Source organism: Telluribacter humicola, assembly GCF_017355935.1.
Lineage (GTDB): Bacteria > Bacteroidota > Bacteroidia > Cytophagales > Spirosomataceae > Telluribacter > Telluribacter humicola.
Window position 1 is genome coordinate 46,210 of record NZ_JAFIQT010000007.1, and the last position, 25,671, is coordinate 71,880.

General features: G+C 49.7%; 21 protein-coding genes. 8 read left to right on the forward strand and 13 right to left on the reverse strand.

Annotated elements, in window-relative coordinates; all coding sequences use genetic code 11:
* Positions 1-27: 27 nt before the first annotated feature.
* Positions 28-3,300, reverse strand: a complete 3,273-nt coding sequence (locus JUB14_RS22785) for a TonB-dependent receptor (protein ID WP_207509168.1) — start codon at positions 3,298-3,300, stop codon at positions 28-30.
* Positions 3,301-3,660: 360 nt separating this feature from the next.
* Here JUB14_RS22785 and selD point away from each other — a divergent pair, with 360 nt between their 5' ends.
* Both selD and JUB14_RS22795 read left to right on the forward strand, forming a co-directional pair.
* Complete coding sequence (selD, locus tag JUB14_RS22790) at positions 3,661-4,704, forward strand: selenide, water dikinase SelD (RefSeq protein WP_207509169.1); 1,044 nt, start codon at positions 3,661-3,663, stop codon at positions 4,702-4,704.
* A gap of 62 nt (positions 4,705-4,766) precedes the next feature.
* The gene (locus JUB14_RS22795; protein ID WP_207509170.1) at positions 4,767-5,537 is read left to right on the forward strand and encodes an alpha/beta fold hydrolase; all 771 of its coding nucleotides are present in this window, start codon (positions 4,767-4,769) and stop codon (positions 5,535-5,537) included.
* Positions 5,538-5,601: 64 nt separating this feature from the next.
* Here JUB14_RS22795 and JUB14_RS22800 read toward each other — a convergent pair whose 3' ends face one another.
* The gene (locus tag JUB14_RS22800) at positions 5,602-6,027 is read right to left on the reverse strand and encodes a hypothetical protein (protein WP_207509171.1); all 426 of its coding nucleotides are present in this window, start codon (positions 6,025-6,027) and stop codon (positions 5,602-5,604) included.
* Between the two features lie 62 nt (positions 6,028-6,089).
* The gene (locus JUB14_RS22805; RefSeq protein WP_207509172.1) at positions 6,090-6,527 is read right to left on the reverse strand and encodes a hypothetical protein; all 438 of its coding nucleotides are present in this window, start codon (positions 6,525-6,527) and stop codon (positions 6,090-6,092) included.
* Between the two features lie 183 nt (positions 6,528-6,710).
* On the opposite strand from JUB14_RS22805, the gene JUB14_RS22810 reads away from it, so the two are divergent.
* Together JUB14_RS22810 and JUB14_RS22815 are read left to right on the forward strand one after the other, a co-directional pair.
* Positions 6,711-7,430, forward strand: a complete 720-nt coding sequence (locus JUB14_RS22810; RefSeq protein WP_207509173.1) for an SAM-dependent methyltransferase — start codon at positions 6,711-6,713, stop codon at positions 7,428-7,430.
* A gap of 115 nt (positions 7,431-7,545) precedes the next feature.
* Positions 7,546-8,253 carry a hypothetical protein gene (locus JUB14_RS22815; protein WP_207509174.1) on the forward strand — a complete coding sequence of 236 codons (708 nt, stop codon included), beginning with the start codon at positions 7,546-7,548 and terminating at the stop codon, positions 8,251-8,253.
* A gap of 119 nt (positions 8,254-8,372) precedes the next feature.
* Here JUB14_RS22815 and JUB14_RS22820 read toward each other — a convergent pair whose 3' ends face one another.
* Positions 8,373-8,618 (reverse strand): YtxH domain-containing protein, encoded by a 246-nt coding sequence (locus JUB14_RS22820; protein WP_207509175.1) that lies wholly within the window; start codon positions 8,616-8,618, stop codon positions 8,373-8,375.
* Positions 8,619-9,065: 447 nt separating this feature from the next.
* Between JUB14_RS22820 and JUB14_RS22825 the strand changes: the two genes are divergently transcribed.
* Positions 9,066-9,767 (forward strand): hypothetical protein, encoded by a 702-nt coding sequence (locus JUB14_RS22825; protein ID WP_207509176.1) that lies wholly within the window; start codon positions 9,066-9,068, stop codon positions 9,765-9,767.
* Between the two features lie 89 nt (positions 9,768-9,856).
* On the opposite strand, the gene amaB is transcribed toward JUB14_RS22825, so the two are convergent.
* Positions 9,857-11,383, reverse strand: a complete 1,527-nt coding sequence (gene amaB, locus JUB14_RS22830) for an L-piperidine-6-carboxylate dehydrogenase (RefSeq protein WP_207509177.1) — start codon at positions 11,381-11,383, stop codon at positions 9,857-9,859.
* Positions 11,384-11,434: 51 nt separating this feature from the next.
* Positions 11,435-12,496, reverse strand: a complete 1,062-nt coding sequence (locus JUB14_RS22835) for a saccharopine dehydrogenase family protein (RefSeq protein WP_207509178.1) — start codon at positions 12,494-12,496, stop codon at positions 11,435-11,437.
* Positions 12,497-12,803: 307 nt separating this feature from the next.
* Here JUB14_RS22835 and JUB14_RS22840 point away from each other — a divergent pair, with 307 nt between their 5' ends.
* The gene (locus JUB14_RS22840; RefSeq protein ID WP_207509179.1) at positions 12,804-15,245 is read left to right on the forward strand and encodes a TonB-dependent receptor; all 2,442 of its coding nucleotides are present in this window, start codon (positions 12,804-12,806) and stop codon (positions 15,243-15,245) included.
* A 39-nt stretch (positions 15,246-15,284) separates the two neighbouring features.
* Here the strand turns inward: JUB14_RS22840 and JUB14_RS22845 are convergent, their stop codons facing one another.
* Entirely contained in the window at positions 15,285-17,036 is a 1,752-nt protein-coding gene (locus JUB14_RS22845; protein WP_207509180.1) for a tetratricopeptide repeat-containing sensor histidine kinase, read from the reverse strand.
* A 291-nt stretch (positions 17,037-17,327) separates the two neighbouring features.
* Complete coding sequence (locus JUB14_RS22850; RefSeq protein ID WP_207509181.1) at positions 17,328-17,957, reverse strand: DNA-3-methyladenine glycosylase; 630 nt, start codon at positions 17,955-17,957, stop codon at positions 17,328-17,330.
* 286 nt (positions 17,958-18,243) lie between these two features.
* On the opposite strand from JUB14_RS22850, the gene JUB14_RS22855 reads away from it, so the two are divergent.
* Complete coding sequence (locus tag JUB14_RS22855) at positions 18,244-18,564, forward strand: HPF/RaiA family ribosome-associated protein (RefSeq protein WP_207509182.1); 321 nt, start codon at positions 18,244-18,246, stop codon at positions 18,562-18,564.
* Positions 18,565-18,632: 68 nt separating this feature from the next.
* Here JUB14_RS22855 and JUB14_RS22860 read toward each other — a convergent pair whose 3' ends face one another.
* Both JUB14_RS22860 and pdxA read right to left on the reverse strand, forming a co-directional pair.
* Positions 18,633-19,520, reverse strand: a complete 888-nt coding sequence (locus JUB14_RS22860) for a YicC/YloC family endoribonuclease (RefSeq protein WP_207509183.1) — start codon at positions 19,518-19,520, stop codon at positions 18,633-18,635.
* Between the two features lie 8 nt (positions 19,521-19,528).
* Positions 19,529-20,635: a 4-hydroxythreonine-4-phosphate dehydrogenase PdxA gene (gene pdxA / locus JUB14_RS22865; RefSeq protein WP_207509184.1), complete on the reverse strand. Its 1,107-nt coding sequence runs from the start codon at positions 20,633-20,635 to the stop codon at positions 19,529-19,531.
* Between the two features lie 109 nt (positions 20,636-20,744).
* On the opposite strand from pdxA, the gene JUB14_RS22870 reads away from it, so the two are divergent.
* On the forward strand, positions 20,745-21,683 hold the full coding sequence (locus JUB14_RS22870; protein ID WP_207509185.1) for a 2-hydroxyacid dehydrogenase: 939 nt from the start codon (positions 20,745-20,747) through the stop codon (positions 21,681-21,683).
* Here the strand turns inward: JUB14_RS22870 and JUB14_RS22875 are convergent.
* The 3 genes from JUB14_RS22875 to hemN form a co-directional block, all read right to left on the reverse strand.
* Positions 21,667-22,731 (reverse strand): response regulator, encoded by a 1,065-nt coding sequence (locus tag JUB14_RS22875; protein WP_207509186.1) that lies wholly within the window; start codon positions 22,729-22,731, stop codon positions 21,667-21,669. The genes JUB14_RS22870 and JUB14_RS22875 overlap by 17 nt on opposite strands.
* Before the next feature lie 23 nt (positions 22,732-22,754).
* Positions 22,755-23,978 (reverse strand): PAS domain-containing sensor histidine kinase, encoded by a 1,224-nt coding sequence (locus JUB14_RS22880; protein ID WP_229368169.1) that lies wholly within the window; start codon positions 23,976-23,978, stop codon positions 22,755-22,757.
* A gap of 207 nt (positions 23,979-24,185) precedes the next feature.
* Positions 24,186-25,550: an oxygen-independent coproporphyrinogen III oxidase gene (gene hemN / locus JUB14_RS22885; RefSeq protein ID WP_207509188.1), complete on the reverse strand. Its 1,365-nt coding sequence runs from the start codon at positions 25,548-25,550 to the stop codon at positions 24,186-24,188.
* Positions 25,551-25,671 lie beyond the last annotated feature (121 nt).

Sequence of the window (25,671 nt, forward strand, 5' to 3'; positions counted from 1 at the left end):
TCTCGTATTTATAAGTACTAAGATCGCTTAGTTGAAGATGTAGCGAACACCAATCTGGGCCTGCCATACATCGCTGATACCAGCGCTCTTCACGAAAGTATCCTGCAGCAGTACCGTCTGACCGGCTTTCTGCTGAGTAGCCATACGGAATACAGGTACTCCGTCCGGATCAACCCGTACGAACGACAACGGGCGGTTATTAACCTGGTTGTCACCAATACCCCAGTTGTTGTTGATGACATTACCTGCACGCAGGATATCACCACGGAGCTGGAAGGTATTACGCTTACCACCGATCATCAGGTAAATCTCCTGAACAATGCTCAGGTCAGCGGTGAATCTCCAGGGAGCAATACCACCGTTACGCTCAGAATACTGACCGCGGATGCTGCTCAGGTAAGGATCCTGTTTGATGAATGATTCGTAAGCGGCTGCCTGCTGCTCAGGAGAGAAAGTCTGTCCACTGGCGGTAAGGCTGGCAAAACGAATGTCGCTGGCACTGTTAGGTACGTAGATCAGGTCGTTGTTAGAGATACCATCACCGTTCATATCACCGGCGTATACGAAGTTATAACGTCCCTGGTTACGGCCTTCCAGGAACAGACCAATCTGGGTAGATCCACCAAATTGGCCTCCGTAGTTGATCCGGTACGATACCGAAGCGATAGCCCGGTGACGCTGGTCGTTGTTTGAGTACGAAAGCGGCGCAAAGTTACCCCCGTTTACAATTGGGTTACCTTCGAATGAACCAGAAGCGATTGAACCTGCGCTGGTGATGTCCTTGGTATTACCGTAGGTATAGGCAGCCATTCCGTAGAAACCTCTTGTGTACGGCTTCTCAATCTTGGCAGTGATCAGCGTACCTCCACCCAGGTTGGTGTTGGTCAGGTAGATGTTACGGGTCACGTTGGAGTTCAGACGGTTGGCAGCAGCAGTACCAGCGTAGCGAGGACGGGTATCAGGTCCGGCGAAGTTGCCTGTTACTTCTTTCTGGTTGATGTTCCAGTACATAGTAGAGTTCACGTTTTTGTCGTAGATGAACTCAAGAGTACCGATCAGACCGAGTGGCAGACGCTGATCCAACGCAATGTTGGTACGCCATACCTGTGGGAACTTGTAGTTGCGGTCCGTATTAGCGAGGTCAAATGTAGCACGCGAAAGATCCGTAGTAGTAGGCGCATACACCGAAGGATCTACTACAAAAGGATAATTGCTGGTATTCTGTACATCCAGGAATCCACTCAGCACCCCGTTGTTACCCACTTGGTTAGAAATCCATACGAAGGGAGGACGACCGGTGAATACACCCGTTCCACCACGTACCTGCGTCGTTTTTTCGCCGGTAACATCCCAGTTAAATCCAAAGCGTGGTGACCACAGCGGGCGCGCGTCGGGCAGGTTAGCCGTGTTGGTACGCAGGGTAGTTCCATCCGGAGCACGGAAGTTCAAAGCCGATACCAGTGGGTTCTCAAGGGCGGTGTTACCGAAGATAGGTACATCCACACGAAGGCCAGCCGTCAGTTTCAGATTAGGCGTAGCCTGGTACTCATCCTGGATATAGGCACCAGGGTAAAGTACTTTGATCTGCTGCAGAGGTGGTTGCCCCTCCCCCTGAAGCGAGTAGCGATACTGGAAGCGGTTCAGGGTAACGGGGTCGCTTGTATTCATCGCAGTGTAGAAATCCTGCAGTGAGTTGAATACGTACACACCGTTAGCGGCTGAGTAGAATGAATTGTTTGAAGTAAAGCGCTCCACGCTGATACCGGCGGTGATAGTATGCTTACCCGCAAAGTACGACAGGTTATCAATAAACTGGAACGTCTTGTAGTTCAACAGGTTGTAAGGAGTAAATGGATCCATACCTACTGAAATATAGGTACTACCACTCTGCAGAATGTCAATGGTTGGGAACAGACCCGGTGTCAGGTAAGAACGGTCTTCATTGTTGCTGGTCAAACCTACGATCAGGCTGTTTGACATTTTGCTGCCGAAGGTCGAGTTCAATTCACCAATTACCGAGACGATGTCTTCGTTCAGGATGTAGCCTGAGTTCTTGTACGACATCGAGTTGGCATTGGTACGACGGTTACCGGCACCAGCCGACGAGCTGTTTGAGATCAGGTTCTCAGCGCCACCATCCAGGTACGAGAAACGTACGTTGAACTTGTGGTTGCGGTTGATGTTCCAGTCTACACGAGCCAGGAACTTATTACCGGTAGTGTTAAGGCTCAGGTTTTCGTAGCCACCGGTTTCGTAACCAAATTTCTGTCTCACCAGAGCGCTCACGGCATCCAGGTCGCTGGCAAGTACACGCGTTACGTTATCACCAGCCTGGCCGCGGTTAGCTACCCAGTTATTCTGGTCAGCAGGGTCAACCCGCTTCTCAAACTCACCGTTCAGGAAGATAAACAGTTTGTTTTTGATGATAGGAGCTCCTACCCGGAAACCCGTGATCTGCTTGTTAAAGCTAGGTACAGTTACCTTCTGATCACCGGCCTGAGTACCTACCAGATTGTTGTTAGACCACAGGTGGAATACTGAACCTGTTACTTCGTTGGTACCTGAGCGGGTTACAGCGTTAACACCAGCACCGGTAAAGCCCGACTGACGTACGTCGAAAGGAGCTACGTTAACCTGGATTTCTTCGATAGCATCCAGCGAGATAGGAGCTACACCTGTACGGGCACCCGGCTGGTCACCCAATCCGAAACCGTTGTTAAATACGGCACCGTCAATCGTAATGTTGTTAAGACGGCTGTCCTGACCACCAAACGAACGTCCGTTACCCTGAGGAGTCAGACGCGTAAAGTCGCTGATCGTACGGCCTACGGTTGGCAGGCTGTTCAGTACTTCTTTGGTCACGGTAGTAGCCGCACCGGTACGATCCGAGCTGAATACATCACTTCTCGAACCGGCTACTGTTACTTCGCCTAGCTGAGTACCTTCGTCGGTTAGTCTGAAGTCAACGTTAGCCGCAGTACCCAGGCTGGCCGAAATATTTTCTCTGGTTAAATCAGTGTAGCCTACATACGTAACAGTAACCCGATAAGGACCACCTACACGCACTGCCGGAAACACATAGCGTCCTGCTTCATTGGTAATTGTACCATACTGGGTACCTGATGGCTGGTGTACGGCCACTACCGTTGCACCCGGTAGCGCTTCACCTTTAGCATCAGTTACCTGGCCAGTAATGGATGACGACGTTACCTGCGCAAAGGATTGTACGCTCAAAAGCGACAACATGAACGCAAATAGCGTGGCACCCATTGCCTTGAAAAGTAAACTTTTCCTGTTCATTGGATTTTGGGATTTGGTTTGAGATTGTTGGAGGCTGAACACAACGTTATAAGTTGAATTTTCGCCCGCAAAATAAGCGTATTTTTACTTACTAAACAACGGCACACTTCCTACTAAAATACTATCTCAACAATCGTAACCCGTTGATCTATTGGAATAGTCCAGAATAGTACCCCATTAATTCAATATTTGTAATGTTAAGTTTTTGTTAAGAAATTCATTTCACCTGTTTGAACCTGAAAGCGTAAAAAAGGTTTGTGATATAATCTAATTTTTCAATGATAAAGTGGTATTTTGCCCGCTCATAGTACACCTAAAAATCCTCCGGTTTTGATCTCTGACCGGATTTCCCGACTTTTTATGAATACAGAAATTTCTTCCTTTGCACTTACCCAATACAGTCACGGAGCAGGGTGCGGCTGTAAGATCGCTCCCTCTGTACTGGAAAAAATACTGCACAGTACTACCCCCGTCCAAACGTTTCAGAACCTGCTGGTTGGGAACGACAGCCGTGATGATGCGGCCGTGCTGGACCTGGGAAATGGAGAGGCTGTCATCAGTACTACGGACTTCTTTATGCCCATCGTAGATGATGCCTTTGACTTCGGGCGCATCGCCTCTGCCAATGCCATCAGTGATGTATATGCCATGGGTGGCACTCCCCTTATGGCCATTGCTATCCTGGGCTGGCCCGTTGACAAGATACCGGCCGAGGTAGCTCAGCAGGTACTGGAGGGCAGTCGTGCGATCTGCGCCGAAGCGGGTATACCGCTGGCAGGAGGGCATAGCATCGATAGTCCCGAGCCTATATTCGGACTGGCCGTAACCGGTAAGGTACGGGTGGAACATCTCAAACAGAACAATACAGCTACCGAAGGCAATGTGCTGTACCTGACCAAGAGACTGGGAGTAGGTATACTGACCACTGCCCAGAAGAAGGGGCTCCTGAAGCCGGAGCATGCGCAAATCGCCCCAGATCAGATGCGACAGCTCAATAAGGTAGGCGCTGCGCTGGGCATGTTACCCGGTGTCAAAGCACTTACCGACGTGACCGGATTTGGACTACTGGGCCACCTGATTGAAATGGCAGGCGGAAGCGGCCTCACTGCCGAAGTCTCCTTCGATAAAGTACCTAAACTACCTTATATAGAGGAGTACCTGGCCCAGAAGTCGTTTCCGGGTGGTACCACGCGCAACTGGAACAGTTACGGGCACAAGGTTGCTGAGCTGAGCGAAATTCAGCGCTACATCCTGGCCGATCCCCAGACCAGTGGTGGCCTATTGATAGCCGTTGATCCGGCCGAACGTGAGCAGGTGGAGAAGACCCTAGCTGAATATGGCATTGAGGCCGAACCTATTGGTCAACTGGTTGCCCCTCGTGAAAAGGTGGTGTATATTAGTTAGAGGAGGAAAGGGAGAAAGATTCTAGATCACATTACTCATTCACTCTATCACTCCATTGACGTATGACGCTTAATTATAAAAAAGTAGGTGAATCAGGTCAGCCCCTCATCATCCTGCACGGATTGTTCGGGTCGCTGGACAACTGGCTTACGCTCAGTAAGGCTATCGCTGACCAGGGTTACACCGTATTTCTTGTAGATCAACGCAATCACGGACGCTCGCCCCACGACGATGAGTTTTCCTATGAACACATGGCGGCTGACCTGAAAGAGTTACTGGATCAGCAGCAGCTATCGAATCCTATACTGGTAGGGCACTCGATGGGCGGCAAAACCGTGATGCAGTACGCGGTTAGCTATCCGGGTACTTTTGATAAACTGGTCGTGGTAGATATGGTGCCCAAAGCCTACCCGGTACACCACGACGATATCCTGAAAGGGCTAAACGCGGTGCCTCTGCATGAACTGGAGAGCCGGAATCAGGCAGATGAGGTATTTGCTCAACACGAGCCTAACTTGGGTGTACGACAGTTTCTGCTCAAAAACCTCTACCGCAAGGAAGACGATAGCTTCGAGTGGCGATTTAACCTACGGGTGCTGACCCGGGACATCGAAAAGGTAGGGGTACCTGTTACTGCTACCGAAGCCGTTACCGCTCCTACCCTATTTATGCGCGGGGCAAAATCAGACTACGTACTGGATTCGGATTGGGATATGATTCAGGAAATCTTCCCTAATGCAGAGCTGGATACCATTGCGGGAGCAGGTCACTGGATTCACGCAGAGCAACCCAAAGCTTTTGTGGAGTCGTTGATCAGCTTCCTGAAAAAATAAGTACACAGGCCCTGCCTGGAAGGTCCTACCTACTGGTGGGGTCTTCCAGACAGGGGCTTCCTTATTACTTAACCCGTATATATCGGCTTCTGCCAGACTGGCTCTCCGGACAGCTATGTATAAACTCATCGCCCTGTACCAGAATATTCCATTCTTCACAGGTACCACAAAAGATCAGCGCACAGTCAGGATTATTGGGTAGTGGCTCCTTAGGCTCAATCTTAAAGTGCTGACCATCTATCCTGAGAGCGGAGGGGCCACAGCATTTGGGCAGCCCCTTATCGTTCAGCACTACTCCGTCATACCTAAAATGGAGGGTATTTTTCTGATCATTGGGCACATCTACCCATTGGGTTACACCATTCAGTGTCTGCTCATGCGCCACCAGTTTCCACTGCCCCATCAGCGGCTTTATCAACTCCGGTGAAACGTTTCTATCTGCACATCCTCCAATTAGCAGAACCAGCAGTGCATACCTGATATACTTCATTGATTGATTTGTCAGTGAATTTTAAAGCCAAAATATGTACAGAGCGGGTGGAGTAGTATCACCTAATTACTACGTACGTATCTTGTTTTATGTGAACTGCCTAATGAAGGGCATTCAAAGATAAACTCCTGCCCTCCCTGATTTAAAGTAATGTCCCAGACTTCACAAATGGCACAATTGACCAACTGGCAGGTAGGGTTGTCGGGCAAGGAAGTGGCAGGCTTTATTTGAAACAAAGTTCCGTTGATACGCAAGGCCGATGGCCCGCAGCAGATGGGTAGCCCCGCTTCGTCAAGTACTACTCCATCTTCTCTGAACTGCAGCTTATAGGTATTCTCAATCGGTAGTTCAACCCATTCCATCTCATCGTTAACAGTCTTCTCATAAGCAGCCACTCGCCAGGTACCTACCAGAGGCTTTACTACTTCCGGAGATACATCCTCCTTAGTAGTGCATCCCCATATCAGCAGGACAAATATTATATAGTTGATATACTTCATACGTCACCAGGTTTATATAAGTAAGAGACCGCTAACCCCTGATTGGTTGGAATTGGATTAGTCAATAGTGTAGTTATTCCGCCTGCCATCACTCGTACAATAGCCAAAGTAACGTGCCAGCCTTCGATGCAGAAGCCTTACCTTTGCAAACTTATTTGGTATCATCTACTATCTGATCTCTATATGCCCGCTCAACAGACACCCACCACTACCCTCTACCTCATCCCTACTGTACTGGCCGAAGGTACTGCTCATCAGGTACTCAGCCCCCAGGTACTGGAGGTAATCAGGCAGGTAGACTACTTCTTTGTGGAGAATGTGCGCACGGCCCGTCGCTTTATCAGTAGCCTCAGGCTGGGTAAGGTCATTGATGAGCTGACATTTTTTGAGCTGACCAAAGATACTCCCAAATTTGATACGTATGAGCAACTCCGCCAGCTACCAGCTGGTAGTACGGCCGGTATTATCTCCGAAGCGGGTTGTCCGGGTGTGGCCGATCCCGGCGCGGTAGCCGTGGGGCTGGCGCATCAGCTGGGATATACGGTAGTCCCGCTGGTGGGGCCTTCGTCCATCCTGCTGGCCCTGATGGCCTCGGGTATGAGCGGACAGTCCTTCGCTTTTCATGGGTACCTGCCCATTGATAAAGTACAGCGCCGCAAGACCATCCAGCAACTGGAACGGGAAGCCAGCCAGCGCCACCAGACGCAGCTATTCATGGAGACTCCCTTCCGGAACAATCAACTGCTGGAAGCAGTCCTGGAGGCCTGCCACCCCGACACCCGCCTCTGTATAGCCTGCCACCTCACGGCTCCGGATGAGCTGATCCGGACTCTTCCGGTCAAGTCATGGAAGCAGCAAAAGCCGGATCTGCACAAGAAGCCGACTATCTTTATATTGGGCTAATCTATTCGTTCACTATCACGTTCAGGTCCGATAGGACCACCTGTCGTAGCTGCTAAAGGAATAGTATTTTAGGGATAATAAGGGTACTTAATATTTACCATTTAACCCTACAACTATGAAGAACGTGAAGAAATGGATGTGGAGTAGCCCCCTGCTACTCTTGATGATTATAATAGCCTGCGCTCCCAAAGACAATGAGGTACCCGCCCAAATGGTGGTTTCCTCCGATTTTGAAAACGGCCCGGATGGCTGGACAGGCGGCTTTGCGGAGTACTCTACTTCTATGGACGGACGGATGGAGTTTGACCTGAGTCATTCTTCCTTGCCTGCCCCGCTGGACCAGGACCGGATGGCCCTGAAAATAGAGGGCCGTAACCTGAGCGACAACTTATTTATGTTTATTAAAAAGAAGCTGACCGGCCTGGACCCTTCCCGTACCTACTCGGTATACTACGAAATACAACTAGCCTCTGACTACGCCACTAATAGTGTGGGGATTGGCGGCTCACCGGCCACTTCGGTATTTCTGAAAGCGGGAGCCTCGCCCGACGAACCCGTGAAGTACCTGGAAGATAACTACTACATGATCAATATTGACAAGGGAGGCCAGTCCCAGGGTGGCAACGAAATGACGGTACTAGGCCATGTGGGAGCCGGTGAAGATGTGCAGGAGTATCAGATTATCGAACGTAGCAACGAACAAAATCCGGTACAGGTACAGCCCAATGCCAACGGCGAACTCTGGCTGGTAGTAGGTACTGATTCGGGCTTTGAAGGAAAGACGATCCTCTACTACGACCAGGTTACGGCTATACTACGCTAATCGTTACCGGGCGTATATATTTAAAAAAATACAGTCAGGAGTAAGCAAAACCTGTAATCCTGGTGAACTGTCGGAGGATATTCATCAGGATTACAGGCCACTAATCTATGTCGGGTGGCTCAGGCGGTGGTATTTTCCAATTGACCTATCTCTGAGGTTACCGTATCATACACCGTCTCCACCTTACGCTTGATTTGCCTGACCGATCGGTCATATTCGTGCTGGAGGTCATCCAGCAAGTCCTCCCCTTTTTCTTTAATTCTTCGTCTGGTTCTCTGACCTTTTTCGGGAGCGACCAGTACTCCGATGGCTACTCCGGCCGCTGCGGCCAATGCTATACCTACTAGTATGTTACTTGTTTTCATAGGAATAATCTGATTATGGTTTATGCGTATGATCGACTACAAATATCCGGTGCCGGTGCCGCGTTTCTGCTGACGCCGGTTAGTTTACAAACTGATCTCCCTCAGCTTGTAGCATTACAGTTTCAGCGGCCAGCTAACTGCCACGATTAGCAGGGCGCGGTACTACTGCTGTTTGACCTGGTGTCATTAAGGATACTCCGCCGCTACCTGAGGCCATTTTCCCTCGCTACCTCCCAACTGCAATGAGTAATCCCGGAGGAGTTACCTTCCTGTTCCCCTTCTTTTACCGCCTAAAAATTTTGTCCTGCACCAGGTCAGATAGTCAACGTCTTATAAAATAGTGTAATTTTTTTTGACCTGCTATTCCAACCTCCCCCCTATGGTCCGAGTCTTTTAGGTAGTTCTTTAAATTTTTTAATAACCTAACTCAACAAACAACTCAACGCCATGAAGAAATGGATGTGGTTGGGCTTCACCGCCCTTGCAGTAGTAAGTCTATCAGCTTGTGACAACCAGGAAGACACAGTTGATGCCGAAAAAACAATTATTTCAGACTTTGAAACCGGTACAGACGAATGGACCGGTGGATTTACCGATTACTCCACTGCGCAGGACTCCATCATGGAGTTCAAGCTGGAACGGGCTTCGCTTCCTACCGCCCTTGATGCCTCTAAGAAGGCCATGAAGATTGAAGGCATGAACCGCAGTGACGATATGTTTATGTTCCTGAAAAGAAAGGTAACCGGCCTCGATCCTAACCGTACCTACAAAGTATCGTATGAGATCGACCTGGGTACCGACTACCCCGCCAACAGCGTAGGGATCGGTGGATCACCCGGTAGCTCGGTGTACCTGAAAGCCGGTGCTTCGCCCAATGAGCCCGTCAAGAAGCTGGAAGGCGACTTCTACACGGTGACCATTGACAAAGGCCAGCAGGCCAACGGCGGCAAAGAAATGGTCGTTATTGGCAACGTCAGCAACGGCGTGGAAGACTTTGTCTACAAGCTGGTAAAGCGTACTACCGGCGAGGTGCCTGTTTCGGTAAAGCCTAACGCCAACGGCGAGATCTGGCTGTGCGTAGGTACCGACTCCGGGTTCGAAGGAAAAACTACCCTGTATTACGATAAGATCAAAGCGGTGATCAAGTAGTAAAAGCTACGCGGTACTGAAAGAGCCTCCCGGTAAGTGCTAAGCACCAGGCCGGGAGGCTCTCCTTATTTAGAAAGTATTACGAAGTACTAAATATCAAACTTAATCCCTTGTGCCAGAGGCAAAGTGGTACTATAGTTAATGGTATTGGTCTGCCGTCGCATGTAGGCGCGCCAGGCATCGGAGCCGGATTCGCGCCCGCCGCCGGAGTCTTTTTCTCCACCAAAGGCTCCGCCGATCTCCGCCCCGGAAGTCCCTATATTGACATTGGCAATGCCACAGTCGGAGCCGGCGTACGACAGGAACAGCTCCGACTCCCGCATGCTGAGGGTGAATATAGCCGAGGACAGTCCCTGCGGAACGCCATTCTGCAGCTCAATGGCCTCTTCAATGGTACTATACCGGATCAGGTACAGGATGGGGGCGAAAGTTTCGTGCTGCACGATGGCGTACTGATTCTCTACCTCGGCTATACAGGGTGTTACGTAGCAGCCTGACTCATAGCCCGCGCCTTCTAGTACCCGGGGCTCTACCACAAAGCGGCCTCCCGCTTTGTTAACTTCTTCCACCGCAGCCTGGTAGCCTTCTACGGCGGCTTTATCAATAAGGGGACCTACGTGATTGGTTTCATCCAGCGGATTTCCAATCCGAAGCTGGGAGTACGCCTTGGCTAGTCGCTGCTTCACCTCGTCATAGATACTCTCGTGGACAATGAGGCGCCGGGTAGAGGTACAACGCTGACCGGCCGTACCCACCGCGCCAAAGACGATACCCGGAATAGCTATGTTCAGATCGGCCGAGGGAGCTACGATGATGGCGTTGTTGCCACCCAGCTCCAGCAGGCTCCGTCCCAGGCGGCGCCCTACGGCTTCGCCCACGGCTTTGCCCATGCGGGTACTCCCTGTGGCAGATACCAGCGGTACTCGCGTATCCTCCGACAGCCACACGCCTACGTCACGACCACCCGTCACCAGGCAGGATACCCCTTCGGGTACCCCATTCCGGACCAGTACCTCCCGGATGATATGCTGACAGGCCAGTGACGACAGAGGAGCTTTTTCGGAGGCTTTCCAAACGCACACATCGCCACACACCCAGGCCAGCATTGAGTTCCAGGACCAGACGGCTACCGGAAAGTTAAAGGCGGATATGATACCTACTACCCCCAGCGGATGCCACTGCTCGTACATGCGGTGCAGGGGCCGCTCGCTGTGCATGGTCAGGCCATAGAGCTGCCGCGATAGCCCCACGGCAAAGTCACAGATGTCAATCATCTCCTGTACTTCGCCCATGCCCTCCTGCAGGCTCTTGCCCATTTCGTAGCTCACCAGAGTACCCAGCTCGCGCTTATAGGCACGCAACTGGTCTCCTATCTGCCGCACTACTTCACCCCGCTTGGGAGCCGGTAGTAACCGCCACTCTTTAAAGGCCGCCAGGGCTTGCTCGATTACGCGGTCGTAGTCTTCACGGCTGGCCTCTCTGACGCTGGCAATGAGCTGGCCATCCACGGGGGAATAAGATTTTATCACAGCTCCGCCTCCTTCCCAGCTTTCCTGCCCGGTACTTACGCCCGCATTCTCGGACTTTATACCTAATTTATCCAGTATATCTTTCATTGTAGTCTGTTGATAGCTAAATCTTAATTATTCAAAGTAGCAATCTATTGCTTACTCATGATCTACAAACAAGCTGCCGTTCTGAGTGGCCAGGAAGGCCTCCAGCGGTATATCCTCCTGCTTCAAAAAGCCCTGACGGGGCAGAGTACCCGCCGCGACCATCTCTACTACCGCCGCTATGGAGCCCGCCGTGGTCCAGGAGATAGCTCGCCAGCGTTGCCCGTCGATCTCGATGGGGTGGTAGGCCCGGTAGAATTCTTCACGCTCCAGGCGATCGCCCTTCCAGCCTTCTACTACGGCATACACGTACACTACATCATCCTGCACGGGCGGCTTGGCTTCGGTCAGTATCTTTTCTACCAGTTCGCGCTGGTCTTTCAGGATCAGTTCGTACAGCATGAAGCGCATCAGGCGGCAGTGACCGGGGTAGCGGATGGTCTTGTAGTTGAGGGTGTCGAGCCTGCCCTCGTAGGTTTCGCACATGGTACCCAGCCCACCGGAAGTACTAAATGCCTCGAACTCCTGTCCTTCGATATTAATCATCTCGATGCCTTCCAGCGAAGGTACCATCTTGCGTACCCCGTTATGGATCACTTCGGCATCGTTAATATACTCATTGATTACTCCCGCCGGCGACCAGGTAAAGGAGTACCCCATCAATCCGTTGGGAAAGCGCGGAAGGGCGCCTACCCGTAGTTCAATATCACGCAGCTTGCTGAATCGCTTTGCCAGATCAGAACCTACTATACCGATCAGACCCGGTGCCAGGCCACACTGAGGGGCCATCACGCCTTTACTATCTTTGGCCATTTCGCGCACGGCCGTTGTAGTAGGTACGTCTTCGGTTAGGTCGAAGTAGTGAATCCCTGCTTTGTAAGCTACCAGAGCAATCGGAAGGTTAAGGTTGTAAGGCATGCACGACACTACGGCGTCATACTCAGGAATAGTCTGCTCTAGGGTAGTCACATTAGTAACATCACCTTTGATAACGGGGAAACTTAATTCGGTAGCGGGCTGCGCTCTATCAAATCCGGTAACATCAAAATGCTTGGCCAGTAAGGTGCCTACCAATGAGCCGACCTTACCCATGCCAATGACAAGGATTTTTTTCATGATGAAGTACTTTATTTAAATGAATGTATGAGGTATGGTATAGAAATAACTACCCCCGAAAGAGGATGTTTTGATAGCCACTTTAAGGGAAAATGAATAATGGAATGACCAGAAGGGCCAAAAGGAGATACTATATAGCGGTACCAGGTACATGAGAACTCATGCTGCGAAGAAAGGCCATGCGGGCGAGCTGTATGTTAATGACTGGATTCAAATCTTTTACAGCGGTTTGGGCAAATATATGTTTTCTTAACAATAAATATAATTTTGTATCTAATTTCCAGCACTGTACCCTTCTTTATACCGCATGAAAAACTTTTTACTTACTTCCCTTTTTATACTTGGCTATGCCTTCACCAGTACGGCTCAAATTACTCAGACTCTGCGTGGACGAGTCGTCGATAAAGAATCGCGCTTTCCTCTGACCGGAGCCACGGTACTGGTCGATGGTAGCTCGACACTAGGTACCATTACGGATACGGCCGGGGTGTTTAGGATCGTGAATGTACCTGTCGGGCGCCACAGTGTACGCTTTACGCTGGTAGGCTATAAAGATGTACTGCTGAATAATATAGTGCTGGATGCCGGGCGCGAAACCATCCTGAACGTTGAGATGGAAGAAAGTATTACGGAGCTGACTGCAGTCACCGTCCGGGCACGTCGCAATGGCGAAGCTAGCAACGAAATGGCCATTGTATCAGCGAGGCAGTTTTCAGTGGAAGAAACCGAGCGCTACGCCGGAAGCCGGGGTGAACCCGCCCGTATGGCCTCTAACTTTGCGGGGGTACAAGGAGCTGATGATTCACGTAACGACATTGTGATCCGGGGAAATTCGCCATCTGGGGTACTGTGGCGTCTGGAAGGTGTAAGCATCCCCAACCCCAACCACTTCGCCATAGCGGGTACTTCGGGCGGCCCGGTAAGTATTGTCAATAACCGCTACCTGGCTAACTCCGACTTTTTTACCGGCGCTTTCCCGGCTGAGTTTGGAAACTCTATCGCCGGTGCCTTCGACCTGAAGCTGCGCAACGGTAATAACCAGAAGCACGAGTTTATGGCTCAATTTGGCTTCCTGGGTACAGAGGGGATGGCTGAGGGTCCTATTTCCAAGAAATCAGGTTCATCGTACCTGGCCAGCTACCGCTATGCCAACCTGTGGCTATTCAGCAAGGCAGGTATTGACATAGGTACCCAGGCCGTACCTACCTACCAGGATGGTTTTTTCCGTCTTAACTTCCCTACCCGTAACGGCGGCAACGTAGCCCTCTGGGGCTTGGGAGGTACCAGTACCGTGAATATCCTGATCAGCGATCAGAAGGCCGATGACCGCAATATATTCGGGCAGAACGACCGCGATCAGTACTACACCTCCAAAATGGGTGTCATGGGACTGACCTATAACCAGCCATTGAGCCGGTCTACCTTCTTCCGGGCTACACTCGCGGTATCTAACAATACACAAGATGCCAACCACGACTACCTTTTCTTCCGGACAGATAGCCAGGGGCGTCCTGTGGTAGAGAACGAGCGGTTTGTGGTGGAACGGAAGGCTCCTATCCTTGACTATCTGTTTAGTGAGACGAAGGTATCAGCCGTTACCTCACTCAACCGTAAGTTCAGCGCCCGCTCTACTCTGAAGATCGGTATCAATGCGGATGTAATTAACTTCAAAGCGATGGATAGTACCCGTACATTCACCGACGTCACCAATACACAACTCGGCGACTGGCGCAGCCGCTGGAATACTAATGAGGCTTTTGTGATGCTACAGCCTTATATCCAGTGGAAGTACTTCCTGTCGGATAAGCTGACATTGAGCTTAGGGGCCAGCAGCCTGTACAACTCAATCAATACCAACAGCTTTTCGCCCTTTGAGCCCCGGGCCGGGCTCTCGTGGGACCTGCCTGACCGCCAGAAGCTGAGCTTTGCCACAGGACTGCACAGCCAGATGATGCCGACCTATACCTACTTCTACGGAGATGACCTCCGGTCCAGTACCAGCAAAGCTAAATTACCTAATCGGGACGTAGGGCTTACCAAGAGCTGGCACTGGGTAACCGGCTACAGTCGACTGCTGGGGCAGAACATGCGCCTGCTCGCCGAAGCCTACTACCAGCATTTGTTTGATGTACCTGTGGAGGCTTTACCAACAAGCTCTTTTTCTATCCTCAATACCGGCTCGGCCTTTACCCGCATATTCCCTAACCAACTGGTCAACCAGGGCATTGGCCGCAACTATGGAGTAGAGCTGACGCTGGAGAAGTTTTTCAGCCAGGGGTACTACTTCCTTATCACATCTTCGGTATTTGACTCCAAGTACAGAGCCAATGATGGCGTATGGCGCAACACCGACTTCAACGGCCGCTATGCTTTTAATGCGTTGTTCTCAAAGGAGTTTGTGATCAGAGAGCGGTCCCGGCTCAATATAGGAGCTAAGTTCACCGCTATTGGCGGGCGCTGGTACGGCCCGGTAGATGAAGCGGCTTCACGGGCTCAGCAGGAGATTGTATATGAAGATGCCGGACGCAATACGCTGCAGTTTGCCCCCTACCGTCGCTTTGACATCAAGACTGAATACAAGATCAACCGGGCCGGACTGACCCATACCATTGCCGTAGACCTGGTGAATGTACTGGGGATTCAGAACCTGCTGTCGCTGAGCTATGCTCCTCAGCCGGATGGCTCGTTTATCAAGCAGGAGTATCAGCTGGGCTTCCTGCCGGTGTTTTACTACCGTATAGACTTCTGATCACTATAACTTTACAAGCTGCCTGGACTAACATCTGGTCTAGGCAGCTATTCCTTTGGGTATCTGCACCTGTACACAGGTACCTGGTACTCTTTCGTCAACAATCCGAATCTTACCACGCAGACTATCTACCCTACTCCGTACATTACGCAGTCCGGCACCTTCTGTGCCAATAGAACCCATTCCTTTACCATTGTCCTCCACACAAAGGGCAATCTGCTCTTCGTTATTATGCAGCGAGATAGTAGCCTGTGTAGCATCCGAATGCTTGATGATGTTGTTAGCCAGCTCGAGTATCATACTATATAACTCAAACTCTGTCTTGCTATCCAACCGCTCATCAAAACCATCCATCTCCAGGAAAAAGACGATTCTGCCATTGGAATTCAGCTTTTGCTTCAACTTGTGCAAGGCCACCCTTAGCCCATCCTTTTCCAGCTCCTTGGGCAACAGGTTGTGGGACAGGCTACGTACTTCATCATACGCATTTCCTACCATTTCTTTTATACGCTCATAAGTATCCTTCTCAGCTACCGAGAGCGACTTGCTATCCAGACCATGCAGGTACCAGTTAATAGTAGAGATAGAAGATCCAAGGTTGTCATGTAGTTCAGCCGCCACGCGCTTGCGCTCCAGGGTCTGTCCCTTTACCAAGGCCTCCCTGATCTCAGCATTTTTTTCTCTAAGCTTGTTGTTATTCCACCATAGCAATCCCACTACCAGCAATATTAGTATCGAGAATCCAATGAGAAACTTTTGCGTAGCTTCCTGCTGCTCAATGATGGCTTTCTGGATTTCTATATCTTTCAGATGGTTGTCAAACAGAAGCTGGTGGATTGTAGCACGTCGTTCGATACTTTTCTCCCTCAGAACACGCTTGCTGCGGTCCACTTTTTCCAGGACCGCCAGGGCATCCGCTGTTCTCCCCATAGCCTTATAGGCACTATACATTGACAACAGAGCCCAGTTAGTCTGTTTTACAGAATGATACTGTCTGGCATTGGCCAGAGCTTCTTTGCCTGCTATAATGGCCTTTTCAGACTCATTTATATAATTATATGCATTGGAAATATCATTGTAGGCGCTCATTTTGCCACAGCGATCATCCAGCTTCTGATAGATAGCAAGTGCACGATAGAAGTTAGATAAAGCTTTAGGAATCTTCTTTGCCTTTACAAGCAAAAAACCTTCATTCATCAACACCGAAGCTATTCCGTACTCCGAGCCTATCTTTTCAAATAAACTGTATGCCTCCCGATAGTACTTTAAAGCCGGCGCAAGCTGGTCATTCTCCCGAAACAGATTACCCAGATCTGTATACCCCATTGCCACCAGGCTATCGTTATCAAGGGATTTATAGATGGTAATGGCTTCCTGATAGTATACCCGGGACGAGTCCCAACGCTTGTGCTCTGCATAGCTATTGCCGATAAATCGAGCCGCGTGTGCTTTATAAACAGGCAATTTCAGCTTCTCAGACAGCAAGTATGACTCGGTGGCCAATTCCATCAGAATATCGTAGTCATTGCTCTCAACATACGCATATCCGAGAACATTATAGGCTAATATCTTCCCTTTGTCCCAGTTGGATTCCTGTGCCAGATCCCAAGCTTTTTGTGCATACGTTTCAACATAACTAAAGTCCTGCCTCAGGTAATAATGAGTGGCTTCTAAATAGGCATGAACCAGTGTAGTATCGCGTCGGAAAGAGGGCGACCTACGTTCCAGAAGTTGTATACGCTTAAATAATTGAGTAGAATCCTCCCTGCTGGTAGCGTAGCTTGTTAGCATACCAGATAGGAAAAAGAAGAATAGAAAAGATAAAAATATTCTCATTCGAATAGGTAATGAGTTCGAAAGATACATATTTTTTGTATGGTTTGGTAGCCATATAACCCAACTATTTAGCCCCAATAGCATAACTATTAAATTAAAAAATATAAATAAGCTACACTCTACCTCAGGCACCTCCCGAAAGCATACTTATATTTTAATAAGTCTCTTACCTATATACGATATTGATTTGCTGTAAGATACAAAACAAATAACTGTATTTTTAACAGAATCAAAAGTAACTGCCATTTATGTTCTACTTATAAAGTTGTTATTTTTTATGTAGAACCGGTACGGAAGCTCTGCTCCCTGCGTAATACCGATACGGGTAGTGACAACGGTTTCAAAGTTTCTGACCACGGGAGTTGTTATATAAATAGGCCCTGTACTTAGAGAAATCTCGTTATGCTCCTTCAGATCAATACCCATGGCTTGTACCAATTTGCCGGGACCACTGCACAAGTCTTTTTCCAGTAAAGCTTTCCTTCGATCCAGGGGAAGTTGTGTCTTTGGATGCAACTGTCGCCTCCACTGCATCAGCTCTATACCCTCGGTAGGCTGGAGCGCCCGGATCAATACAGCCTCCCCTATTCCTTCTTCGCCACTTACAACATTGACACAGTAGTACATACCATAGATCAGGTACACATACAGGGCCCCGGCCGGACCAAACATGGCAGCGTTTCGGGCTGTTTTACGGCGATAGGCATGACAAGCTGGATCTCCCCACAGATAAGCCTCGGTTTCCACTATGATGCCCGCCGTTCGGCCATCCGGACTATCATGTACCAGCTCACACCCAAGTAGCATCCGGGAAAGCGTGAGGGTATCGTGGCTCTGGTAAAAATCTGCGTTAAGTCTGTTTTTATTGGGCAACATCAATGAATTTGTTTCAGTCTGGGGTGAATCTTCCCTATACTACCTGTCTGGCCGTAGCACTGTTTTCTATATCCTTTTCTTTCAACAAGCAAAGTCTCTTATCAAAATTACTTGATTATCAATTAGTTAATATTAAGAAGCTATCATCAATGATATTTTTATTAGGTTAATATACGCTACTAGTAACCATTAGGCTAATTCAAGGTATATTTCTTTTGCAGACTTTCAAAAACATGTTTGGGTGAATATGGATACTCACTTATGAAAGACCTAAAATACTACAACTATGAACTATAACACTAACATAGATGGCGTTCAACTAGAGATACATGCCATTGATTTTGAACTGGATGAAAGCTTTTTGACCCGCATTGAAACAGCCGTTACCCGAATCAAACGGATGGCTGGGGTGGATGTGATATACGCGACTTTTTTCCTGAGAAGAGAGTCTAGTCAGTCTACCAACGATAAGTCAGTACATCTTAAGGTAGGGATTCCCGGACGGGACCCATTTGCGGCAGAAAAGGGAAGTGACTGGCTACAGCTTCTTAAGGATACGACCGAACAGGTCATCAAACAGATCCAGAAGCAGTACAAAAAGGACTAATAACGAATAGGTACACAAAAAAGCCCGCTCTTCTTGCATACAGAAGAGCGGGCTTTTTTATGTATATACTAGATTACGTTCAGTGTCTGCTCCTTGATCTTTTCCAGTTCGTCTTTCATCTGTACCACCAGTCGCTGGATACCCGCATCGTTGGCCTTGGAGCCGATGGTATTAATCTCACGGCCAATCTCCTGTGCTATGAAGTTGAGCTTCTTTCCATTGCTGTCAGAGGCATTGAGTGTTTCGATGAAGTAGTTCAGGTGATTTCCAAGACGCATCTTCTCCTCCGATATATCGTACTTCTCAATGTAGTAGATCAGCTCCTGCTCAAAGCGATTGGGGTCAAAGTTTTCGTCCGAAAGCAGATCCCGGACATTTTTTTCCAGGCGCTCACGAACAGCCGGGATACGAAGTACATCCTGCTCCTGTACTTGATCCAGCAGTGTACGTATCGTATCTATGTACTCTTTGAACTTGGCCGCCGTCAGGGCTCCTTCCTGCTGGCGGAAGTTGTTACACTTCTGTAGGGCTTCGGTTACAGCCTGTCTGATAATTCCCCACTCCTGCTCACGACGCTCTTCGTTAGCTACATCTGAGTTGTATACATTGGGCAGTTGCAGGGCTATGCGTAGTAGTTCGGTCGGATCGGGTTCGAAAGCCAGCTCACTGGCCGTTTGCCGGAGGTCATTGAAGTAGGCTTTTACGAGAGGCCTGTTCACTACGGAAGTACCTGCCGCTTCACCCGTTTGCTGGAATGTAAGGGTACATTCCACCTTTCCACGCTCCAGGGACTGGGTGAGCATGTTCCGGATTTCAATTTCCCGCTCTGAGTAATTTTTTGGGATCCGGCAGTATATATCCAGAAACTTCGAATTCAGGGTCTTTATTTCTACTGTTACATTAAGCGTATCCGATTCTACGGTGGCTACTCCGTAGCCGGTCATGGATTTTAGCATGTGTATTCTTAAGATTTATTGCGTTGGTACTGTTTATTGGATGGATGCTGACTCTCGGAAGGCTGCGGCTTTTCCTGAAGGGCGTTTTTCTGAAGCTCTGTCAGTTCACTCCGGTAGCGCGATACATCGCACGCCAGGTAGATAGCCTGTAGCATCGAGCCCGGCTCGGCCTGATTTTTACCGGCTATGTCGTAGGCGGTGCCGTGGTCAGGTGAGGTACGTACCGCCGGTAGACCAGCCGTAAAGTTGACCCCTTCGTTGAAGGCAATTGTTTTGAACGGAATCAGGCCCTGGTCGTGGTACATGGCCAGTACTGCGTCGTAGTTGCGGTAGGTCTTGGCGGCAAAGAAACCATCGGCCGGGAAAGGACCAAATACCAGATCACCTTTCTCACGGAACTCGTTAAGCAGCGGTGTAATGACATCCTGCTCTTCCTTACCCAGCAGTCCATTTTCACCCGCGTGCGGATTAAGACCCAGTACCGCTATTCGTGGTTTGGTGGCACCAAAGTCTTCTTTGAGCGAAGTAAGCATCTGCTTGATCTTTGCGGCTAGCTTGTTCCGTGTTATATGTTGCCGAACGTCTCCCAACGGAATATGCCCCGTCAGTACCCCCACCCGCAAGTCACCGGCTACCATAAACATCAGCGCTTCACGAGCTCCGAATGCACTAGCGAGGTACTCAGTATGACCTGGAAACTTAAATTCTTCGCTTTGAATATTATCCTTATTGATGGGAGCCGTTACGAGAGCCTGAATCTTACCCGCTTTCAGATCTTCCACCGCCCTTTTGAGTGAAGCAAAGGCTGCCTGACCGGCCTCGGGAGTTACTTTGCCCGGCTCTACCTCGGTCTGCTGATCGTTCCAGCAGGTAATGACATTGGTATGCTTGGGGTTGGCCTGCTCAGGACGCTGTATGCCGTGCAGGTTCCAGTCTTTCATTTGCAACAGGTGACGGTACCGGTTCAGCACACGCAGCGAACCGTAGATAACCGGCGTACACATACTCGACAATTGGTTGCTTTCCAGAGCTTTCAGTATTACTTCCGGACCTATTCCGTTGTAATCACCCAGGCTAATCCCGATGAGGGGCTTATCGTTATCTTGTTCACTCATAGTGATAGGCTAAAAAACGTCGTTTACAGATATATGCGGGTTTACAGATTTCTTCCTTATACTTTTGCACTTTAATTTAACGGCAAGTTACGAAAATTCCACCTCCCGCATGAAAATCCTGATTGCTGATGAGATGCATCCCTCTCTTTTGGACATGCTCAACGAGCAAGGCTGGAGCTACGACTACCAGCCCCAGTTTCGCCGCGATGCCATTCTCAGTCATATTTCGTCCTACGATGGACTTTTTATACGAAGTAAAACACGAGTTGATGAAGAACTGTTAGCTCAAGCCCAAAATCTGCGGTTTATAGCCCGCGCCGGAGCCGGCCTGGACCTCATTGATCTGGAAGCCGTACAGGGCAAAAACATCCGGCTGTTCCATGCGGGTGAAGGCAATCGTGATGCCGTAGCCGAGCACGCGCTGGGTATGCTGCTTTGCCTGTTCAACAATATCCTGCGGGCCGACCGCGAGGTAAGGCAGGGTATCTGGGACCGTGAAGGCAACCGGGGGATTGAGGTAATGGGAAAAACGGTAGGCATAATCGGATACGGTAACAACGGCAGTGCCACCGCCCGTCGCCTGAGTGGCTTCGGCTGTAAGGTACTGGCCTATGATAAGTACCGTGATAGCTATGGCGATCCATACGCTCAGGAAGCTACGCTGGAGCAGATCTGCTCGGAGGCCGATGTACTGAGTTTCCACGTACCTCTCACCTCCGAAACCCGTCAGTGGGTGAATGATGCGTTTATCGCTAACATGGCAAAGCCCTTTTTCCTGATGAATGTGGCCCGGGGCGAAGTCGTGAGCCTGGATGCGGTAGTACGCGGACTGGAAAGCGGCAAAGTACGGGGAGCCTGCCTGGATGTACTGGAGAACGAAAAGCTGGATAAGTTAAGCCCCGATCAGCAAAAGGCTTTTGACTACCTAAGTACCTCCGACCGGGTGGTACTGACCCCGCACATAGCGGGGTGGTCGCACGAAAGTTATGTACGTATTAATGAAGTACTGGTACGGCAGATCCGGGAGTGGGTTAATTCCGCATCTTAGCCAGTCTGTCGTAGTTGAGTACTGTGATGAGGCTACCCTTCATATCAACCAGTTGCTCTTCTTTGAAGTCTGAAAGCGTACGGATGACGGTCTCGGTAGCGGTACCAACGATAGAGGCTATATCTTCACGGGTAATAGCCATAGAGAAAGGCTTGGAGTGGTCGTTCTGGTAGCGGTTTACCAGCATTACCAGGGCCTCCGCTACCCGCTTCCGGACGGAGTTATAAGCTAACTGTAGAAGGCGATCTTCCCGCTCCTTGATCTCGTTGGAGAGCATCCTGATGAATTTGGAAGATACGTCACGGCTTCCCTGCAGGAGGTTAAAGAAATCATCTTTGGGAATGATCGCAACCTCAGCATCTTCCAGCGCTACTACGCTATCCTGATAAGGTACGCCCTGCAGCAGGTCCACGTAGCCGAAGAAATCCCCCTCCTTGTACAGGTCAGTGATGTACTCCTTACCAAACTCATTAGCCTTGTAGGCCTTTACCTTACCCTTCTGTAGAAAAAAAATGCCGGTAGGATAGCTCCCTTCGGTATAGATCGTTTCCTTTTTACGAATGTACTTGATCTTTTTATCCTCGGCCAGCTTGCTCAGCGAATCAAACGAACGTGCCTCCTGGATGAATTTGTCCAGACCTTCGGCGGTACGGCTGAATTCGGCTTTGATGCGTTCGCTCTTCTTGATACGCATTTCTACCGCGCTCAGTAGCTCTATGTCATCGTAGGGCTTGGTCAGGTAGTCATCGGCACCCATAGTCATGCCCTTCCGGTAGTCGTTCTTCTCGGCCTTAGCCGTCAGAAAGATAAACGGAATACCGGCCGTACGGTCGTCTTTGCTCAGCATGTGCAGTACCCCGTATCCGTCCAGCTCGGGCATCATGATGTCACAGATGATCAGGTCCGGTTGTAACTGGTGCGCCATTTTTACGCCTTCCTTCCCATTCTCGGCCGTCGTCACATCAAAGTTGGCCAGCTCAAGAATTTCGGCTGTGTTATCCCGCATTTCGGGATTATCTTCAATAAGTAGTATCTTCTTATTATTCATTACGGATATTCCGTTTCGGACTATTAAACTAATACCTGCTTGTGGTTAGGCAGCTTGACGTAGAAGGTAGTTCCTTTACCGAACTCACTCTTGAACGTAATCTCTCCATTGAGCAGATCTATGTATTTTTTCACAATGTTAAGCCCCAGGCCTGTTCCCTGCGCATTGCCGGCATTCTGGGCCCGAAAGAACCGGTCAAATACATAGGGTTGATCTTTTTCCGGAATTCCTATTCCCTGATCTTCGATTTCAAAATAAACGGTCTCCTCATCAGTACGGGTACGCAGATAAATGCTGGTACCAGCCTCGGAATACTTGATGGCATTGGACAACAGATTTATAGTCACGTTCTTAAGCAGTTGCTTATCCAGCCAGGCATCCTCGGGCCCCTGGTGTTCGAAGTAGATCCGCTGCTGGTCTTTGCATACGCCGCGTATCTCTTCGATCAGATCTTTACAAAAGTCCGGCAGGTTTACTTCTACCGGTACCGTATGTACTTTCCCCTCTTCGAGCTTACCAATAGACAGGAAGTCATTCAGGATTTCGGTCAGGTTATTGACGGCTGACTTTATACGCAGTACGTGCTTCTGTCGTTTATCTTCGTCTTCGGTACGGGAATACCGGCCAATCAGTGAGGCCGACGACAGAATAGTAGCCAGGGGCGTGCGGAACTCGTGCGAGGCTATGGTCACAAACTTGCTCTTCATGTCGTTAAGCTCACGCTCCTTTTCGAGCGCCCGCATTACTTCATGCTGTGATTCTTCCAGCTTACGCATGGCTTCGCCCAGTTCCCGGGTTCGCTGCTCCACCCGCTCTTCCAGTTCAGCATTCAGTTTCTGAATTTCCTGATTGGCTACCCGGATGGCATCTTCCTGCTTTTTGCGTTCGGTTATATCTACGATAAAGCTTACTACAAAATCCCCCTCACTGGTCGAAAATGGACTCAGGCTCACCTCTACCGGAAATTCGCTGCCATCACTGCGACGGGCAAACAGGTCCAGAGAACTACCCATACCACGGGCATGTGGCCCCTGTGAGTACCCTACCCGATTCTGTACATGAGCCTTGGCATGACGCCTGGGAACCAGTACTTCTATTTTTTCACCAATAAGTTCACCCTCATCATACCCAAACATAAGACGAGCCTTAGGATTAACCATAAAGATATTCCCACCGCCGTCAACCACTACGATCCCTTCTGTAGCATGCTTGAAAAGTGCATCGAGCATTTCAATATGCCGCTTCATTGCTTCTGTATGTTTAATATATAAATCTAACATACCAAGTTAGGAGGTGAATTTCAAACGACCAACTTTTACCACAGAATTAGATAAATACAACTACTATCTTCTACTTGGATTTAAACGAATTTTCTTCTTCACCTACCCCTCATAAACAGGAATAGAGCAGGCTAACTACTCTCATTCCCAATAGCTGGGCAAGGTTGCACACAGTTATATAGTTTGGCTGAACAGCGTAGTCTGAGGTATATCAGCCCAAAGACGAGCATCAAAGGCCATACAGACGTTCCGGACGAAGCTCTTTCCCTTTTCAGTAACCCGAAGATGGAAAGGGTTAATTTCAATCAGCCCGTCCTTTTCCATTTCTTCGAGTCGTTCCAATCCATCATAGAAGCCTCCGCACACATCGCCGGTACCATCCCAGCGGGTTTCGAAGTTACACATGATACGCTGGATATGACGGCGCAGGATCAGGTCTTCACGTGACTGCACATGACCTCTGAAGAAAGGCAGTTCGCCTGCTTCCAGCCGCTTGTAGTACGCCTCTACTCCCTTCTCGTTCTGAACGTACCCCCACCAGGCATCGCTGATGGCAGAAGTACCCAACCCTACGAGCAGGGCCGTTTGAGTATCCGTATAGCCCATGAAGTTGCGGTGTAGACGACCTTCGGCGAAAGCTTTGTAAAGACCGTCTGTCTTAAGCGAAAAGTGATCCATACCAATATCCACATAACCGGCCATTTCGAGGGCACCGCGACAGGTTTCGTAGATCGCCAGCTTCTTCATCGAGTCCGGTAGATCCTCCTCGGTAAAGCGTCGCTGACCGGGCTTTACCCAGGGTACATGCGCATAGCTGTAGAAAGCGATGCGGTCGGGACGCAGGTTGATGACCTGGAAAATAGTGGTAGTCATGGAGCATACCTTCTGCTGGGGCAGACCGTATACTACGTCAAAGTTGACAGAAGTATAGCCCAGCTCACGCGCCTTCTCGGTCAGGTGCTTCACCTGATCGTAGGTCTGGTGGCGGTTGATGATTTCGAGTACCAGCGGATTGAAATCCTGTACACCTATGCTCACCCGGCGGAAGCCTACTTCGTAGAGGGCCTCCAGGTGCTCATCAGTTGTATTGCCGGGATGCGCTTCAAAGCTGAACTCAGCTTGTGGGTGTACATCGGCTCCGGCCAGTATGCCGTTGATAAGCTCCTTAAGGTGAGCCGGGCTGAAGAAGGTAGGAGTACCTCCACCGATATGTATCTCACGGATCAGAGGGCGGGTATCACCAAATACCTGCAGGTACAGGGCCCACTCTTTCAGGAGGGCCTCCATGTAGGGGCGCTCTACTTTATGGTTAACTGTGATGCGCGTGTTGCAACCACAGTAGGTACAGAGGCTTTCGCAAAAAGGAATATGAATATACAGGCTGATGCCTTGCTTACTGTTGGTAACGGCAAAGGTATCCGAAACGAGTTCTCCCCACCGCTCAGCGGTAGGAGGTGTCTTTTGCCAGTAAGGAACGGTGGGATAGCTGGTATACCGAGGTCCCGGCACGTTGTATTTCTGCAGCAGGTTGTGGTCCATAGGGAGCTGGGTTGTTAGTTTCGATTTTTCAGAGCCGGATATAGCTCTCTATTTTTCATCAAAACTATACAAGCGCCGCCCCTAAAAACATGACGTAAGTCAGGTTTAAGGATGACTTAAA

Excerpts from the sequence above, each read along its gene's own strand:
- hemN (WP_207509188.1), bottom strand. The coding sequence starts at position 25,550 with ATGGACCACAACCTGCTGCAGAAATACAACGTGCCGGGACCTCGGTAT.
- JUB14_RS22785 (WP_207509168.1), bottom strand. The coding sequence starts at position 3,300 with ATGAACAGGAAAAGTTTACTTTTCAAGGCAATGGGTGCCACGCTATTT.
- JUB14_RS22875 (WP_207509186.1), bottom strand. The coding sequence starts at position 22,731 with ATGAATAATAAGAAGATACTACTTATTGAAGATAATCCCGAAATGCGG.
- JUB14_RS22825 (WP_207509176.1), top strand. The coding sequence starts at position 9,066 with ATGAAGAAATGGATGTGGTTGGGCTTCACCGCCCTTGCAGTAGTAAGT.
- amaB (WP_207509177.1), bottom strand. The coding sequence starts at position 11,383 with ATGAAAGATATACTGGATAAATTAGGTATAAAGTCCGAGAATGCGGGC.
- JUB14_RS22805 (WP_207509172.1), bottom strand. The coding sequence starts at position 6,527 with ATGAAGTATATCAACTATATAATATTTGTCCTGCTGATATGGGGATGC.
- JUB14_RS22815 (WP_207509174.1), top strand. The coding sequence starts at position 7,546 with ATGAAGAACGTGAAGAAATGGATGTGGAGTAGCCCCCTGCTACTCTTG.
- JUB14_RS22855 (WP_207509182.1), top strand. The coding sequence starts at position 18,244 with ATGAACTATAACACTAACATAGATGGCGTTCAACTAGAGATACATGCC.
- JUB14_RS22845 (WP_207509180.1), bottom strand. The coding sequence starts at position 17,036 with ATGCTAACAAGCTACGCTACCAGCAGGGAGGATTCTACTCAATTATTT.
- JUB14_RS22810 (WP_207509173.1), top strand. The coding sequence starts at position 6,711 with ATGCCCGCTCAACAGACACCCACCACTACCCTCTACCTCATCCCTACT.
- JUB14_RS22860 (WP_207509183.1), bottom strand. The coding sequence starts at position 19,520 with ATGCTAAAATCCATGACCGGCTACGGAGTAGCCACCGTAGAATCGGAT.
- JUB14_RS22880 (WP_229368169.1), bottom strand. The coding sequence starts at position 23,978 with ATGAAGCGGCATATTGAAATGCTCGATGCACTTTTCAAGCATGCTACA.
- pdxA (WP_207509184.1), bottom strand. The coding sequence starts at position 20,635 with ATGAGTGAACAAGATAACGATAAGCCCCTCATCGGGATTAGCCTGGGT.
- JUB14_RS22840 (WP_207509179.1), top strand. The coding sequence starts at position 12,804 with ATGAAAAACTTTTTACTTACTTCCCTTTTTATACTTGGCTATGCCTTC.
- JUB14_RS22850 (WP_207509181.1), bottom strand. The coding sequence starts at position 17,957 with ATGTTGCCCAATAAAAACAGACTTAACGCAGATTTTTACCAGAGCCAC.
- JUB14_RS22795 (WP_207509170.1), top strand. The coding sequence starts at position 4,767 with ATGACGCTTAATTATAAAAAAGTAGGTGAATCAGGTCAGCCCCTCATC.
- JUB14_RS22820 (WP_207509175.1), bottom strand. The coding sequence starts at position 8,618 with ATGAAAACAAGTAACATACTAGTAGGTATAGCATTGGCCGCAGCGGCC.
- JUB14_RS22835 (WP_207509178.1), bottom strand. The coding sequence starts at position 12,496 with ATGAAAAAAATCCTTGTCATTGGCATGGGTAAGGTCGGCTCATTGGTA.
- JUB14_RS22870 (WP_207509185.1), top strand. The coding sequence starts at position 20,745 with ATGAAAATCCTGATTGCTGATGAGATGCATCCCTCTCTTTTGGACATG.
- selD (WP_207509169.1), top strand. The coding sequence starts at position 3,661 with ATGAATACAGAAATTTCTTCCTTTGCACTTACCCAATACAGTCACGGA.
- JUB14_RS22800 (WP_207509171.1), bottom strand. The coding sequence starts at position 6,027 with ATGAAGTATATCAGGTATGCACTGCTGGTTCTGCTAATTGGAGGATGT.